General features: G+C 66.0%; 13 protein-coding genes. 9 read left to right on the top strand and 4 right to left on the bottom strand.

What is annotated here, in order from left to right:
- Window positions 1-94: 94 nt before the first annotated feature.
- The 9 genes from NKF27_RS06715 (at window position 95) to NKF27_RS06675 (ending at window position 10247) form a co-directional block, all read left to right on the top strand.
- Window positions 95-1564 (top strand): aldehyde dehydrogenase family protein, encoded by a 1470-nt coding sequence (locus tag NKF27_RS06715; protein WP_253555823.1) that lies wholly within the window; start codon window positions 95-97, stop codon window positions 1562-1564.
- A gap of 78 nt (window positions 1565-1642) precedes the next feature.
- Window positions 1643-2656: an ABC transporter substrate-binding protein gene (locus NKF27_RS06710; RefSeq protein ID WP_222569127.1), complete on the top strand. Its 1014-nt coding sequence runs from the start codon at window positions 1643-1645 to the stop codon at window positions 2654-2656.
- Window positions 2657-2708: 52 nt separating this feature from the next.
- Complete coding sequence (locus NKF27_RS06705; protein WP_253555822.1) at window positions 2709-4295, top strand: sugar ABC transporter ATP-binding protein; 1587 nt, start codon at window positions 2709-2711, stop codon at window positions 4293-4295.
- The gene (locus NKF27_RS06700; protein ID WP_197037066.1) at window positions 4292-5305 is read left to right on the top strand and encodes an ABC transporter permease; all 1014 of its coding nucleotides are present in this window, start codon (window positions 4292-4294) and stop codon (window positions 5303-5305) included. The genes NKF27_RS06705 and NKF27_RS06700 overlap by 4 nt, the downstream gene beginning before the upstream one ends.
- A gap of 1 nt (window position 5306) precedes the next feature.
- Window positions 5307-6287 (top strand): ABC transporter permease, encoded by a 981-nt coding sequence (locus NKF27_RS06695; protein WP_253555821.1) that lies wholly within the window; start codon window positions 5307-5309, stop codon window positions 6285-6287.
- A 7-nt stretch (window positions 6288-6294) separates the two neighbouring features.
- Entirely contained in the window at window positions 6295-7437 is a 1143-nt protein-coding gene (locus NKF27_RS06690; protein ID WP_253555820.1) for a mandelate racemase/muconate lactonizing enzyme family protein, read from the top strand.
- A gap of 42 nt (window positions 7438-7479) precedes the next feature.
- Window positions 7480-8499, top strand: coding sequence for a zinc-binding dehydrogenase (locus tag NKF27_RS06685; RefSeq protein WP_253555819.1), 1020 nt, complete (start codon window positions 7480-7482; stop codon window positions 8497-8499).
- A complete protein-coding gene (locus NKF27_RS06680; protein WP_253555818.1) occupies window positions 8496-9272 on the top strand; it encodes an SDR family NAD(P)-dependent oxidoreductase in 777 nt (258 codons plus the stop codon). Before NKF27_RS06685 ends, NKF27_RS06680 begins: the two co-directional genes overlap by 4 nt.
- Before the next feature lie 12 nt (window positions 9273-9284).
- The gene (locus NKF27_RS06675; protein WP_253555817.1) at window positions 9285-10247 is read left to right on the top strand and encodes a C-terminal binding protein; all 963 of its coding nucleotides are present in this window, start codon (window positions 9285-9287) and stop codon (window positions 10245-10247) included.
- Window positions 10248-10370: 123 nt separating this feature from the next.
- On the opposite strand, the gene NKF27_RS06670 is transcribed toward NKF27_RS06675, so the two are convergent.
- The 4 genes from NKF27_RS06670 to NKF27_RS06655 form a co-directional block, all read right to left on the bottom strand.
- Complete coding sequence (locus NKF27_RS06670) at window positions 10371-10988, bottom strand: helix-turn-helix domain-containing protein (protein ID WP_253555816.1); 618 nt, start codon at window positions 10986-10988, stop codon at window positions 10371-10373.
- Between the two features lie 82 nt (window positions 10989-11070).
- A complete protein-coding gene (locus NKF27_RS06665) occupies window positions 11071-11502 on the bottom strand; it encodes a nuclear transport factor 2 family protein (RefSeq protein ID WP_108131704.1) in 432 nt (143 codons plus the stop codon).
- 125 nt (window positions 11503-11627) lie between these two features.
- A complete protein-coding gene (locus NKF27_RS06660) occupies window positions 11628-13004 on the bottom strand; it encodes an FAD-binding oxidoreductase (protein ID WP_253555815.1) in 1377 nt (458 codons plus the stop codon).
- Window positions 13005-13052: 48 nt separating this feature from the next.
- Window positions 13053-14726 (bottom strand): BCCT family transporter, encoded by a 1674-nt coding sequence (locus tag NKF27_RS06655; protein ID WP_052704185.1) that lies wholly within the window; start codon window positions 14724-14726, stop codon window positions 13053-13055.
- Between the last annotated feature and the right edge of the window lie 382 nt (window positions 14727-15108).

Here is a 15108-nt window from a genome sequence, read left to right as displayed (position 1 = left end):
ATTTCAGCGTTATCCAACAGACGTTCTGACCACCCCAACGTTGTTCTGGCGTTACCCAATTATCGTTCTGGCCATACCCAACAGAGGACGCCCCATGGATTTCCAACAGTTCGGTGCCACCCCCCTGGAAGGCCGCATGTGGGTCGACGGTAGCTGGTTTGAGCATGCCGGCTCCCACGCCATCGAGGTGGACAACCCGGCCAGCGAGGCGCTGCTTGGCCAGGTCCCCGCCGGTGACGCCGCCGCCGTTGACGCCGCCGTCGCCGCGGCCAACAAGGCCCAGCCCGACTGGGCCAGGCGACCGGCCAACGAGCGTGGCAAGCTGCTGACCCGCTGGGCCGAGGAGATCGATCGCCATCTCGAACCCTTCGCCCGGCTAATTGCTCTGGAGCAGGGCAAACCCCTGTCCCAGGCTCGCGGCGAAGTCGGCGCCTGCAGTGAATTTCTGCGCTACAGCGCCCAGTGGGCCAGACGCATCGAAGGCGACATTCTGCCTTCGGACAATCGCCACGAGGAAATTCAGATTCGCTCGCTGCCGCTCGGGGTGGTCGCCGGACTGACCGCCTGGAACTATCCGGCGGCCCTGGCCACGCGCAAGGCTGGCCCCGCCCTGGTGGCGGGCAACACCTTTATCCTGCTGGGTCACGAGATCACCCCCTTCGCCGGACTTTACCTGGCGGCGCTGTCCGAGCGCGCCGGGTTTCCGCCCGGCGTCTTCAACGTAGTCACCGGCCAAGGGCCGGTGGTGGGCCAGGCGCTGGTGGAGCACCCCGACACCGATCTGATCACCATGACCGGCAGTACCCGGGCGGGGCGACAGATCTTTCGCAGCGCCGCCGAGGAACTCAAGATCGTGCGGCTGGAGCTCGGCGGCAAGGCGCCGTTCATCGTGATGGAAGACGCCGACGTCGACGCCGCGGTGAAGGCCGCCGTCACCGCGCGCTATACCAACTGCGGCCAGATCTGCACCTGCAGCGAGCGCATCTACCTGCATCGCCAGATCGCCGACGAGTTCATCGACAAGTTCATCGCCGCCTCGCGCGCACTGAGCATCGGCAATCCGCTGGATGACCCCGACATGGGCCCCAAGGTCAGCCGTGGTGAACGCGACAAGGTCGCCGCCATGGTCCAGCGCGGTATCGCCCAGGGCGACCGCGTGCTGCTCGAAGGCGGCCCGCTCGACTCAGGCGACTACGCCAAGGGCTACTGGATCGCCCCGACCATCGTCGAGACCCGGGACAATCGCTCGCCGCTGATCGACGACGAGGTGTTCGGACCGGTGGTGCCGATCCAGCGGGTCGACGACTTCGAGCAGGCCCTGGCCTTCGCCAACGACACCTCCTACGGCCTTTCGGCCTATGTCTTCACCCGCGACCTCAAGCGGCTGATGCGGCTGCCCTCGGAGCTGCGCTTCGGCGAGATCTACTTCAATCGCGCCAACGGCGAGCAGGTCCACGCCTATCACTCGGGCTGGGGCCACTCCGGCGTCGGCGGAGAGGACGGCAAGTACGGTTTTTCCGCCTACTTCAAGAAGCAGACGATGTACGTCAACTGGGGCGATTGAACGCCCCCTCCCTGCAGCACGGAGCACTGCCGACGCGGTGCTCTTTTGACAACAAGCACAATAGCCCAGGAGAACACGATGCCTTCGACCCACCACTCCCCGACCGCCCGTCACCCCCGCACCCGCCGCCTGGCGGGGCTTGCCACCGCCGCCCTGCTGGGACTTTCCGCCATGCCCGGCTGGGCCCAGCAGTTGCCGCCGCTGGAACAGAAGGACAGCTACCGGGTGGGCTTCGCCCAGATGGAAAGCAACAACCCCTGGCGCATCGCCGAGACCCAGTCGTTTCGTGATATCGCCCCCGAGTGCAACTGGCAGCTGACGGTGACCGACGCGGCCGGTTCCGCCGCCAAGCAGGTCGCCGACGTGGACAGCATGATCGCCCAGGGCGTCGATGCGATCTTCCTGCCCCCGCGCGAGGAAAAGGCGCTGATCCCGGCGGTGATGAAGGCCCGTGCGGCAGGCATCCCGGTGTTCCTGGTCGACCGTATCGTCGATGACGAGGTCGCCAAGGCCGGTGAACACTACGTCAGCTTCCTCGGCTCCGACTTCATCGAGCAGGGGCGCATCGCCGCCCAGTGGCTGGTCGACAACTTCGAAGGCGATCAGGCCCACATCATCGAGCTCGAGGGCACCACCGGCGCCTCCTCGGCCAATGACCGCAAGGAAGGCTTCGATGCGGTCATCGCCGAACAGGACAACATGGAGATCATCGCCTCCCAGTCCGGCGACTTCGCCCGCGATACCGGTCGTCAGGTGATGGAGACGCTGCTCCAGGCCCATCCTGAGGTCAACGTGGTCTACGCCCACAACGACGAGATGATCATCGGTGCCATCCAGGCGCTGGAACTGGCCGGACGCACCCCCGGCGAGGACGTGCTGCTGGTCTCCATCGACGGCACCCGCGACGCCCTGCAGGCGATCCTCGACGGCAAGCTCGGGGTCAGCGTCGAGTCGTCGCCGCGCTTTGGTCCGATGGCCTGCGACGTGCTCAACCGCTACGCCGCCGGCGAGACCATCGAGCCCTGGGTACGCGTCGAGGACCGTGTCTTCACCCAAGACAACGCCGCCGAGCATATCGACGACGCCTATTGAGCTGAGCCACGCCGGTTGATCCCGACCTGACATTCCAACCAGGTACCACGTCATGACAGCGCTTATCGACATGCGCGACATCCACAAGCGGTTTGGAGGTACCGTCGCCCTCGACGGCGCCTCGCTCACGATCGCGCCGGGTGAGGTGCACGCCCTGATCGGCCAGAACGGGGCGGGCAAGTCCACCCTGATCAAGGTTCTGACCGGGGTCTACACACCGACCAGCGGCCAGATCCTGCTCGACGGCGAGCCTGTGGCCTTCTCCGGCCCGCGCCGGGCGCAGCAGGCGGGCGTTGCCACCATCTACCAGGAGCTCAACCTGGTGCCGCTGCGCTCGGTCACCGAGAACATGATGATGGGCTTCGAGCCCCTTCACTGGTGGGGCGGGATCGACTGGCCCCAGGCCCATCGACGGGCCCGCACGGTGCTGGAGGAGCTGGGGCTGGACATCGACGTCCGCCGTCCGCTCAGCGAGTACTCCACCGCCATCCAGCAACTGGTGGCCATCGGCCGAGCGGTGTCCCAACAGGTCAGGCTGGTGATCATGGACGAGCCGACCAGTTCGCTGGACGAACGCGAGGTCCAGCGGCTGTTCGAGGTCATCCGACTGCTCAAGTCCCAGGGCACCTCGGTGCTGTTCGTCTCGCACTTCCTCGAGGAGCTCTACGCGGTGTGCGACTGCGCCACCATCATGCGCAACGGCGCCACGGTGGAGCAGCGCACCCTCAGCGAGACACCGCGCCTGGAGCTGGTGGCCTCCATGCTTGGCCGCAAGGCCTCGGACATCCAGGCAAGCGGCACCACCAGCTTTCGCGAGATGGAACTCGACACCGACGAGACGCTGCTCGAGGTCGAGTCCCTGGCCACCGACAGGGGCCTGCGCGGCGCCTCGCTGGAGGTGCATCAGGGCGAGATGGTCGGCCTCGGAGGTCTGCTTGGGGCCGGTCGCAGCGAGCTTGCCCGCGCCCTGTTCGGGCTCGATCGCACCACCCGAGGCAGCATGCGGCTGGCCGGCCAGCGCTACGCCCCCCGCCACAGCCGCGACGCCATCGCCGCGGGGGTGGCGCTGCTCAGCGAAGACCGCAAGGTCGAGGGCATCATCCCCGAGATGAGCGTGCGCGAGAACATGACCCTGCCCCTGCTCGGCACGCTGAGCCGTCGTGGCGTCATTCAAAGGCGGCGCGAGCGCGAACTCGCCGCGCACTTTATCGAGGCGCTCAAGATCAAGACCGCCTCCATGGAACAACCCATCGGCCAGCTATCCGGTGGCAACCAGCAGAAGGTACTGCTGGCACGGTGGCTGGCGACCCAGCCGCGACTGCTGATCCTCGACGAGCCGACCCGTGGCGTCGATATCGGCGCCAAGCGCGAGATCCAGCGCATCGTCCAGGACTATCAGGCCCAGGGCGGCGCGGTGCTGATGATCAGCTCGGAATTCGAGGAACTCGCCGAGGGCGCCCAGCGGGTGGTGATCATGCACGAAGGCCACTCGACCCGGGTGCTCGACAACCCCGGGCTCAGCGAAGACGCCCTGGTCACCGCCATCGCCACCGCCCAGCACGACCGAGCCGACGGCGCGGCGCGTGACGACGCTGCACCGTCTGCTACCGCCACCGACCACCAGGAGACCGCACCATGACGTCGCTCCACTCCTCCCGTCAGGCGACGCCCCGGTCGGCCAGCCCGCGATGGCGCCAGGCCATGCCGGTGAATCCCCGCAGCCTGGCGCTGCTCGTCGCCCTGCTGGCACTGATCCTGTTCAATGTCGCGATCACCCCCAACTTTCTCGAGTGGCAGACGCTGTCGGTCAACGTCTCCCAGGTGTCGACCATCGCCATCGTCGCCATCGGCATGACCCTGGTCATCGCCACCGGTGGCATCGATCTGTCGGTGGGCGCGGTGATGGCCCTGGCCGGCGCCCTGGCGCCGCTGATCTTTCTGTCGGAGTTCGGCCAGCAGGCGCCGCTGGCGATGACCCTGGTGGCCATCGTCGTGGCCCTGGCGGTCGCCGTGGCCTGCGGGCTGTTCAACGGCGTGCTGGTCAGTCGCTTCGGCGTGCAGCCGATCATCGCCACCCTGGTGCTGTTCATTTCCGGCCGCGGTCTGGCCCAGGTGCTGACCAACGGCAACCTGCAGACCTTCGACAATCCCGCCTTCGAGTTCCTCGGCGCCGGTCGGCTACTCGGCCTGCCCTTCCAGGGCTGGCTGGTGGTGGTCATCGCCCTGGTGGTGGCCTGGGTCATCGCCCGCACCCGCTACGGCCGCTACCTGCTGGCCACCGGCGGCAACCCCCAGGCGGCACGCATGGCCGGGGTGCCGGTGACCCGCGTCAAGCTCGCGGCCTACACCAGCTGTGCCCTGCTCGCCGGCCTCGCCGGGCTGATCACCGTGGCCATCAATTCCGCCTCGGACGCGGCCAAGAACGGCAACCTGATGGAGCTCGACGCCATCGCCGCGGCGGTGGTCGGCGGCGCTCTGCTCAAGGGCGGCAAGGCCCCCATCGCCGGGGTCATCCTCGGTGCCGCGATCATTCAGCTGGTGCGCTACACCCTGCTCGCCAACGGCGTCGCCGACGAGGTGGCGCTGGTGGTGAAGGCCGCCATCATCGTGCTGGCGGTGTACCTCCAGACGCCCAGAGGAGCCCACTGACATGACCACCGTCTCCTGGCGCCAGCGCCTTGCCGACAATGGCCAGGCCACCGGGGTCTGCGTGATCCTGCTGGCACTGGTGTGCCTCGGCCTGATCCGCTACGACAATTTCGGCAGCGCCTACAATCTTTCATCCTTTCTCAACTACAACGCCATGTTCGTGCTGATCAGCCTGGGCATGTGCCTGGTGATCATCACCGGTGGCATCGACCTGTCGGTGGGCACGGTGGCGGCGCTGTCCTCGGTCACCGCCGCCTACGTCAGCCCCTACGGCCTGGTCCCGGCGCTCCTGGCGGGGCTCACCACCGGACTGGCGGCGGGTCTGGTCAATGCGGTGATGATCACGCGCCTGCATATCCCTCCCTTTATCGCCACCCTGGCGAGCCTGCTGGCGGCCAAGGGCACCGCCCTGATCATCAGCGGCAACCAGACGGTGCCGGTGGACTGGGCCAGCGGCTTTACCCGACTGGGGATGGAGTCGATCGGCGGCCTGCTGCCCTGGAGCTTCGCCATCACCCTGGTGGTGGGCGCCGGTCTCTGGTGGCTGCTGGAACAGCGCCCCATCGGCCGCACCATGCTCGCGGTGGGCGACAACGAGGAAGCCGCCCACCTGATGGGCCTGCCCGCGCGCAAGGCCAAGACCCTGGCCTACCTGATCAGCGGCGGTTGCGCCGGGCTCGCCGGGGTCTTTCTGGCCTCGGGCTTTGGCGCCGGCCAGCCGCTGGAGGGACTCGGCTGGGAGTTGACCGCCATCGCCGCCGTCGTCGTCGGCGGCACCCTGCTGACCGGCGGCAAGGGGTCGCTGGTGGCGACGCTGATCGGCGCCTTGATGCTCGGTCTGATCTTCAACCTTTTGAACTTCGAAAACGGACTTGGCACCTTCAACCTCAGCGCCTACTGGCAGATGGTCATCCGCGGCGCCTTTCTCTTCGTCGTGATCGCGATCCAGGTGCAGATCACGCGCACACGCAACACAGGATAATCCTCCCATGTCGACGATCACCTCCATCGAGCTAGACCTCTACCGACTGCCGCTGAGCGAGCCCATGGGCGATGCCAAGCATGGCGTGCACACCGACTTCGAGGTCGTGACCGCCACCGTCACCACCGCGGATGGCCATAGCGGCACCGGCTACACCTATACCGGCGGGCGCGGCGGACACGCCATCCTGGCACTGCTCGAGCACGACCTGGCGCCGATGCTGCTGGGGCGTGACGCCGGTGACATCGCCGGCTGCTACGACGACATGCTGTGGCATATCCACTACGTGGGCCGCGGCGGCATCGCCGCCTTCGCCATCTCCGCGCTGGATATCGCGCTGTGGGACCTCAAGGGCCGCCGCCTCGGCCAGCCACTGTGGCAGATGGCCGGCGGCCAGGGCCGCCAGTGCCAGGCCTACTTCGGCGGCATCGACCTCAACTTCTCCCTCGAGCGGCTGCTGGCCAATGTTCAGGGCTACCTCGACCAGGGCGCCGAGGCCATCAAGATCAAGGTCGGCCGCCCGACCCTTGCCGAGGATGTCGAGCGGGTGGCACGGGTGCGTGAGCTGATCGGCCCCGAGCGTCCCTTCATGGTGGACGCCAACTACGCGCTGAGCGTCGATGGCGCCATCGAGGCCGCCAGGGCCTTCGCGCCCTACGACATCACCTGGTTCGAGGAACCCACCCTACCCGACGACTACCAGGGCTATGCCCGCATCGTCGAGGCGACCGGCATGCCCCTGGCCATGGGCGAGAACCTGCACACCGCTCATGAATTCGGCTACGCCTTCGAACAAGCGCGGCTATCCTTTATCCAGCCGGATGCCTCCAACTGCGGCGGTATCAGCGGCTGGCTCGATGTCGCCCGCCAGAGCCGCCACTACGGCCTGCCCATCTGCAGCCACGGCATGCAGGAATTGCACGTAAGCCTGGTGTCGGCCCAGCCCAACGCCGGCTGGATGGAGATCCACTCCTTTCCCATCGACCACTACACCCGGCGTCCGCTGGTCCTCGACCAGGGTCGCGCGGTGGCCCCGGACAGCCCCGGCATCGGGGTCGAGTTCGACCGCGATCGGATGGCCCCCCATCGCACCGGCGGTGCGCGGCTCGGCAGCGACAGCGGTGCCGAGCGCCAGCAGCACAGCGCCTGAATTCTCCCTCTTCACAACGCCCCGACGACACGAGGAACCCCCATGGAAGCACTGGTCTATACCGGCCCCCGACAGGTCGAGGTCACCGACGTACCCAAGCCCGTCGAGCGGGCCGGCGCCGTCAAGGTTCGCATGCTCTACTGCGGTGTCTGCGGCACCGACATCGGTATCTACTCGGGCAAGCACCCGCGCGCCCAGGCGCCCCTGGTGCTGGGCCACGAATTCGTCGGCCGAGTGGAGCAGACACCGCCGGACTCGCGCTTCGCGGTGGGCGACCGGGTGGTGGCCTACCCGCTGATCTCCTGCGGCGACTGCCACCCCTGTCGCAACGGCACCCCGCATGTCTGCGCCAACCTGCGGCTGATCGGCATCGATCGTGACGGAGGCATGACCGACCATCAGTGGATCGACGAAAGCGTGCTGTTCAAGGTGCCAGACAGCCTGTCCGATGAGGTGGCGGCCCTGGTGGAGCCCCTCGCGGTGGTGGTCAGGACCCTGCACCAGGCACGCTTTGCGCTGCTCGACAGCGCAGTGGTGATGGGCGCCGGCCCCATCGGCCTGTTGACCGCCATCGTGCTGCGCCACTCAGGCGCCTCCCGGGTGATCGTCTCCGACGTCGACGAAGGCCGCCTGGGGCTGTGTCGCCAGCTCGGCTTCGATACCGTGGACGTGCGCAGCGAAAGCCTGGTCGAGCGGGTGGCCAGCGCCACCGGCGGCGACGGCGCCGACGCCGTGTTCGAATGCTCCGGCGTCGAGAGCGCGGCGCTGGAGATGACCAAGGTGGTACGCGTCGGCGGCACCATCTGCCTGACCGCCACCCACAAGGCGGCCCACGCGGTCAATCTGATCGACGTGAACTTCAAGGAGCTGACCCTGATCGGCTCCCGGGTCTATACCCACAAACAGTTCGGCGACGCCCTGGCTCTGGCCGACACCCTGGCCGATGAACTGCGCCAGACCATCACCCAGGTGGTGCCGCTGTCCGACGCGGCGGGTGTCTTCGAGATGATCGCCACGCCCTCCCTCAACACCGTCAAGGTACTGGTGGACTGCCAATCATGAAGCTGTTTGATCTACACGGCCGCAAGGCCATCGTCACCGGCGGAACCCGGGGCCTCGGGCTCGGCATGGCCGAAGCCATGCTCGAGGCAGGCGCCGAGGTCGTCATCCTGGGCTCGTCGGACAAGGTCCATGAGGTCGCCTCGGGCCTGTCCACGTCGACCAGCGCCTGTCATGGCGTGGTCGTCGATCTGGCTAGCCGCCAGCAGCGCAGCGAGGGCTTCGACGCTGCCCTTGCCAAGCTCGGCGGTCGCCTCGACATCCTGGTCAACGCCGCCGGCGTCCAGCGCCGCCACCCTTCCGAGCACTTCCCCGCCGATGACTGGGAGGCGGTGCTCGAGGTCAACCTGACGGCGGTGTTCGAGCTGTGTCAGCTCGCCGCCCGGCATATGCTCGAGCGTGACGTCGAAGGGCCCGACGGCCAGGGCAAGATCATCAATATCGCCTCGCTGCTGTCGTTCTTCGGTGGCATGACGGTGCCGGCCTACGCCGCCAGCAAGGGCGGCGTGATGCAGCTGACCAAGGCCCTGGCCAACGAATGGGCGGCCAGGGGCATCAACGTCAACGCCATCGCCCCGGGCTACATGGCCACCGACATGAATAGCGCACTGCTGGCCGACGAAGGCCGCAACGCCGAGATCACCGCACGCATTCCCGCCGGGCGCTGGGGCAATGGCGACGACATGAAAGGACCGCTGCTGTTTCTGGCCTCCCCTGCCTCGGACTATGTCCACGGTGTCACCCTGCCCGTCGATGGCGGCTACCTCGGCCGCTGACAGGAGACTTGCATGAAGATCGTCTTTACCGACCTCGATCACGCCAACCACGACGTGGAAACCGAGATCTTCAAGCGCGCGGGCTTCGATGTCCCGCTGCTTGAAATCCAAAGCGAAGATGCGCTGATCGAACAGCTCCAGGGCGTCGATATCGCCCTGAACCAGTACGCCCCCTTCACCCGCCGGGTGCTCGAGGCCCTGCCCGATCTCAAGCAGATCGTGCGCTACGGGGTCGGCGTCAACAACGTCGATCTCGAGGCCGCCAGCGCCGCCGGGGTCCAGGTCTGCAACGTCCCGGACTACGGCATGCACGAGGTCTCCGATCACGCCCTGGCGCTGAGCCTGGCGCTGATTCGCAAGCTGGTGCCGATGAACGCCGGCTGCCAGGCCGGACGCTGGGAGTACGCCGATGCCATGCCGATCCGACGCCAGACCCGGATGACCGCCGGGGTGGTCGGCCTGGGTCGCATCGGCCGGCTCTACGCCCGCAAGATGGCGGCGCTGGGCTTCAATGTCATCGCCCACGACCGCTACCATCAGCCCAACGCCGAAGACGGCACCGACCAGCTTCGTTGCCTGGAACTCGATGAGTTGTTCCGGGAGGCCGACGTGATCGGGCTGTTCTGCCCCTTGACCGAGGAAACCCGCCATCTGGTGGACGCCGCGGCACTGCAGCGAATGAAGGACTCGGCCTATCTGATCAACACCTCCCGTGGCGGCATCATCGACGAGACGGCCCTGGCCCAGGCCCTGAAGGAAGGCAGGCTTGCCGGCGCCGCCCTGGACACCACCGAGCAGGAACCCTTGCCCGCCGACAGTCCGCTCAGGGGCATCGACAACTGCCTGATCACGCCGCACATGGCCTGGTATTCAGAAGACGCCGCGCAAGAGCTCAAGCGCAAGGTGGCCGAAGAAGCGGTGCGCTTCGCCAGTGGCGAGAAGGTGCTGTGGCCAGTGAACCGACTGTCCGCCTGACGCCCTGACCAGCAACCGCAGAGCGCCTCTAATGGCGCAGGTGCCGCCTTAACGACACGGCCCCCCGACGAAGTCCGCCGGGAGGCCTTGTCCCTACGATGGCGCCAGATACACCGGCAAGCCCTAGTAGTCGACCCCGGTCATCACCCATACCACCCGGGTCTCGATATCGCCGGGATTGCGGATAAGGTGGGGCTGATCGCCGGTGATGGAGAAGCTGTCGCCCGCCTCCAGCAGATGGCGTTGATCACCGATGGTGAGTTCGAGCTGCCCGGCTTCGACGTAGCCGGCCTCTTCGCCCTTGCGCTGCCTGGGCACCTCACCGCCGCTGCCGCCTGGTTCCAGCCGCGTCATGATCAGAATCAACTGGCCGCTGAGACGCGGCGACAGCAGCTCTTCACGGACGCCGATGCCTGAAAATTCCATGGACCGGCGGCCGGAGGCGCGCACGATCACGTCCCGCTCGTGCTCGGGCACGTCATTGTCGGCCTCGAAGAACCAGCTCACCCGCACCCCCAGCGCCTCGCTGATCGCCTGCAGCACGCCGATGGGCAGCGACGACGCGCCCCGCTCGACCTGGCTCAGATAGCCCACCGAGCGGTTGACCCGTTCGGCAAGCTCGGCCAGCGTCATCTGACGCGCCTTGCGCAGATCGCGGATCTGCTGACCGAGCCGCAGGGCGTCCTGACCCTCGCGGGTATCCCGGGTGGCCTCCTTGCTGGCGTCCTTCGTCCTGGCCATCGCTTTTCCCATCATTATTGGCGTGGACCTAGACTACCAGAGGCTCGACCGGGGGCTAAGGCATCGCACGGCGACTAAGGCGTCAACTGGGGTCAAAGGCGGGACGCTGCTTGCGAAACGCCTGCTTGCGGGTGATCTTGCCATCTCGCACGCTGAACAGATCGACCCCGTCCGCCTCGACTCGCTTGCCGTCTGGCTGGGTGGCGACGAAGGTCGACTCGGAGACGATACGCTCGCCGCCAGCGCCTGGCCCATCGCTGCCACCGTCGGCGACGCCGGCCATGACAAAGTAGTGCCTGCCGTTGATCCACTGCACGTCAGGCATGGTGCCCCAGGTGTTCTCGAAGGCCGCCTTGACGGCCTCCCAGCCCTCTATGCGGGTGCCATGGGCCTGGTCCCCGGCGACGGTATCGAAGACGATATCGTCGGCAAAATAGCTCATCACCGCGTCGATATCGTGGGCGTTGAAGGCCGCGAAGAGGCGATTGAGCGTCTCGTTTGTCATTGTCGTCATGGGGTGTGTCTCCTGTCGGGACATGTTGGCCGCTGTGTGTAGCGGTCGCTGTGTGTAGCGGTCGTCGTGAATCGTGGTGGTGAGAAGAGGACGCCAGGCCTTAGCGCCGCCCTCCATTGCCATGGCTATCGCAGGCTGTCGAGCACCTGGAAGTACCGGTAGAGGGCACGCTGGCCCAGGCGACGCACCGGCCTCAGCGGGTGCCCGGGCAAGGGCGAATTGAAGATCGGCAGGTCGGCCTCCTTGAGCGATTCGCCGGCGATCAGCGCCGCCATCTTCTTCGAGGCGTAGGCGGAAAATGCCACACCATTGCCGCTGTACCCCTGGGCGTAGAAGATGCTGCTGGCGGGGTCCGGCTGCACGATCCTTGGCATCATGTCGTGGGAGATATCCATCCAGCCGTGGGAAAACCAGGGCGTCTCGATACCGGCGATGGCCGGAAACTTTCGTGCGATGGCATCGTGGACCACCTTAAGGTGTCGCGGGTTCTGGGCGTCGGCACCGCTGATCGCGCTACGGGTGCCGATCTGCAGGCGCCTTTCCGGCAGAAAGCGATAGTAGTAGCGAAGCTTGCGGGTATCGGTGGTCAGCACAGTGGAACGAAAGCCGCAGGCCTCGACCTCGTCGTCGGTCAAGGTCCGGGTCCACACCGAGTTGGCCATGATCGGCATATTGCGATAGGCCGTGACCCGGTGCAGCTGGGGGCTGGTATAACCCGCGGTGGCGATGCCCACGGCACGCGCCCGCACCACCCCCCCCGGGGTCCTGAGGTGATGCACCCCACCCTCGGTGGTCCAGCCCTGGACGGGGCTTGCGGTGTGAATCCTGGCCCCGAGCCGCCGTGCCACCCGGGCGTAGCCGTAGGCCAACTTGAGCGGCTGAACGGCGATTCCCACCGGCTCCAGCATGGCGCCCTGGGCCTCCTGGTCGCCGATGTAACCCTCAAGCACGTCATCGCGACCGAGCACCCGAGTCGGGTAGCCCAGCAGCCGATTGCACAGCCGAGACTCCTGCTTGAGCCCATCGAGTGCCTTGGTGCTGTGGGCGATCAACAGGTTGCCGTGGTTCTGCGGCTCGCAGTCGATCTCGGGGTCCTCGGCCATCGACTGGAATACCTCGAAGCCCTCGAGGCTATTGGCGTGAAGACGCCGGGCGACGTCCTGGCCCCAGCGCTTCACCCACTGGCTGCGACTCAGGCGGCCCCAGGCGAGATGCCCCTGGCCGCCATTGCGGCTGGTGCAACCCCAGCCGATCTGGTTGGCCTCCAGCACGGTCGCCTTGATGCCGTACTCACGCGCCAGAAAGAGCGCAGTGGCAAGGCCTGTAAAACCAGCGCCGATCAGCACCACGTCGACGTCCATGTCGCGATCCACCGGGCCGTCATCCTGCGGTGGAGGCCCGGCGTGATGGCGCCAGTAGCTCGGCGCATAGTCCCGCCCGACACCGGGAGTGGCGTCTTTCAACGGGTCATAGCTGGGGTCGAACGGCGTGAGTACTGACATCAGACACTCCTCCTCGATGGTTGGCGGCAAAGGACGACGACACGGGGTTCAAGCTCGATCATCACTATGCCTCTCGCCATTGGCTCCCTGGCGGCCGATCTTGTAGGGCACCATGCCTCGGTAGAAGACGCCGATCCTGTCGTTGTGCACACCGCCTTTCTTGGCGGACTTGAGCATCCGGTAGACCGACACCATGTAGGCGATACCCACCACGAAGAAGGGAGCGCCGACCACGATGGCGAGGCTTCTGATCGCGTCGAAGCCACCGGTCAACTGGAACATGATGCCGGTAAACCCGATCACCACGCCCCACAGCAGGCGCATCGACACCTTGGGGTTTTCATCGCCGTTGGAGACCTGCATGGCGGCAAAGAAGGACGCCGAATCGGAGGTCGTCACCGCGAAGATGACGATATTGAAAAGCACCCCCAGACTCAGCCACCAGCCACCCGGCATGCTCTCGAGCAGGGCATAGATCCCCGACTCGGGCTTTTGCTGCACGCCTTCCCATAGAGGCGCGATACCGGTGACCTCGACGTAGCCGGCGGAGCCTCCCCAGATGCTGAACCAGCCGATTGCCAGCAGCATGGGCACCAGGATCACGCCGACGATGAACTCGCGCAGGGTCCGGCCGCGGGAAATCCGCGCGATGAAGCCGCCGCAGAAAGGGATGTAGGAGATGTACCAGAGCCAGTAGAACACGACCCACCAACCGAGCCATTCACGCTGCTCGAAGTTGCCGGCATCGCTCCAGAACTGCAGCGCAAAGACCTCGCCGAAATAGTCGCCGACCTGCTGGGTGGCAAGGTTCAGCAGATATTGAGTGGGCGCATGGCCGAAGAACAGCAGCGCCAGCAGAATCGCCCCAGCCATCACCATATTGGCCTGGCTCAGCACCTTGATGCCGCGCTCCACACCGGTGGCGGCGGAAATCACGTAGGCCACGATCACCACGATCATCACCAGGGCCTGGCCGACGGGACCAAGGTCCCATCCGAACAAGGTCGCCAGACCGTAGTTGATGGAGGCCACCCCGAGCCCGATCATGGTGGCATTGCCGCCGATCGTGCCGATGATCCCCAGGGCATTGGCCAGGCGCCCCCAGACACTGGTGTTGCAGCGCTCTCCCAGGATGCCATAGAGACCGGTGGCCACCGTCAGCGGCAGGCCCAGGCGGTAGGCCGGAAAGGCGATCGCCCAGGCGGCGATGGCAAATACCGCCCAGCCATGCATGCCCCAGTCCAGCAAGGTCAGCTGGACGGCCTTGGCGACCCCGGCGGCTTCTCCCGTCGCCCCCATGTCGATGACGTGGGAGGACTGATAGAGGTGGGTCAACGGCTCGGCCACGCTGAAGAACACGAAGCCGATGCCAAAGCCGCAGCTGAACAGCATCGAGATCCAGGCGCCGTAGGAGAACTCCGGCACTTCATCGTCGGCGCCAAGCTTCAGATCACCATAGGGGCTGATCACCAGGTAGAGACAGAACAGCAGCGCGCCCCCCATCCCCAGCAGAAAGCCCCAGCCAAAGTTGAAGATCAGAAAGTCGCGGGTCGAGGACAACACCTGACCGGTCAGGGTCGGAAAGAACAGCGCGCAAGCCATGATCAAGCCGTAGATCAGCAGCACAGGCCAGAACAGCGAGCGATCATACTGGCCGAAGATGCGGCTGACCGGTCCCGCTGGCGGATGGCTTTCGACATTCGTTATCGATTGTTGGGTCATCGAAAACTCCTTGGTGGATGACACCCGAAGGCGGTGACACGCCGCCAGGCCGCAACCCCGGCCCCCGCGACAACGCCGCCGACTTCGAGCAATAGCTGGCGTAAAACTCTTTGACTTCACAATAATGAAAAATAGCATCTATTTTTTCATCAACAAGAAACTAAGCGGATTTATTTTAAGAATATCGACCAAAGTTCTAGCCTGGCGTCGATCACTCAGATGCCATCCAGCGCGCCAGGAAAGCGGCCCGTTTACCGGAACATCACCACCTTGGAGAGACAGGGGCGTCTGTCCCCAAGCGTTGTACGAAGCGCAGACGAAAACGCCCCCGACGAAGTCCGTCGGGGGGCGTTGGTAGTGCAGGCCATCACAGCGCCTGGCC

The organism is Halomonas sp. DN3, from assembly GCF_024137905.1.
Lineage (GTDB): Bacteria > Pseudomonadota > Gammaproteobacteria > Pseudomonadales > Halomonadaceae > Halomonas > Halomonas litopenaei.
Note: the sequence above shows the minus strand (reverse complement) of the source record. Positions and strands in the feature narration are given on the sequence as shown.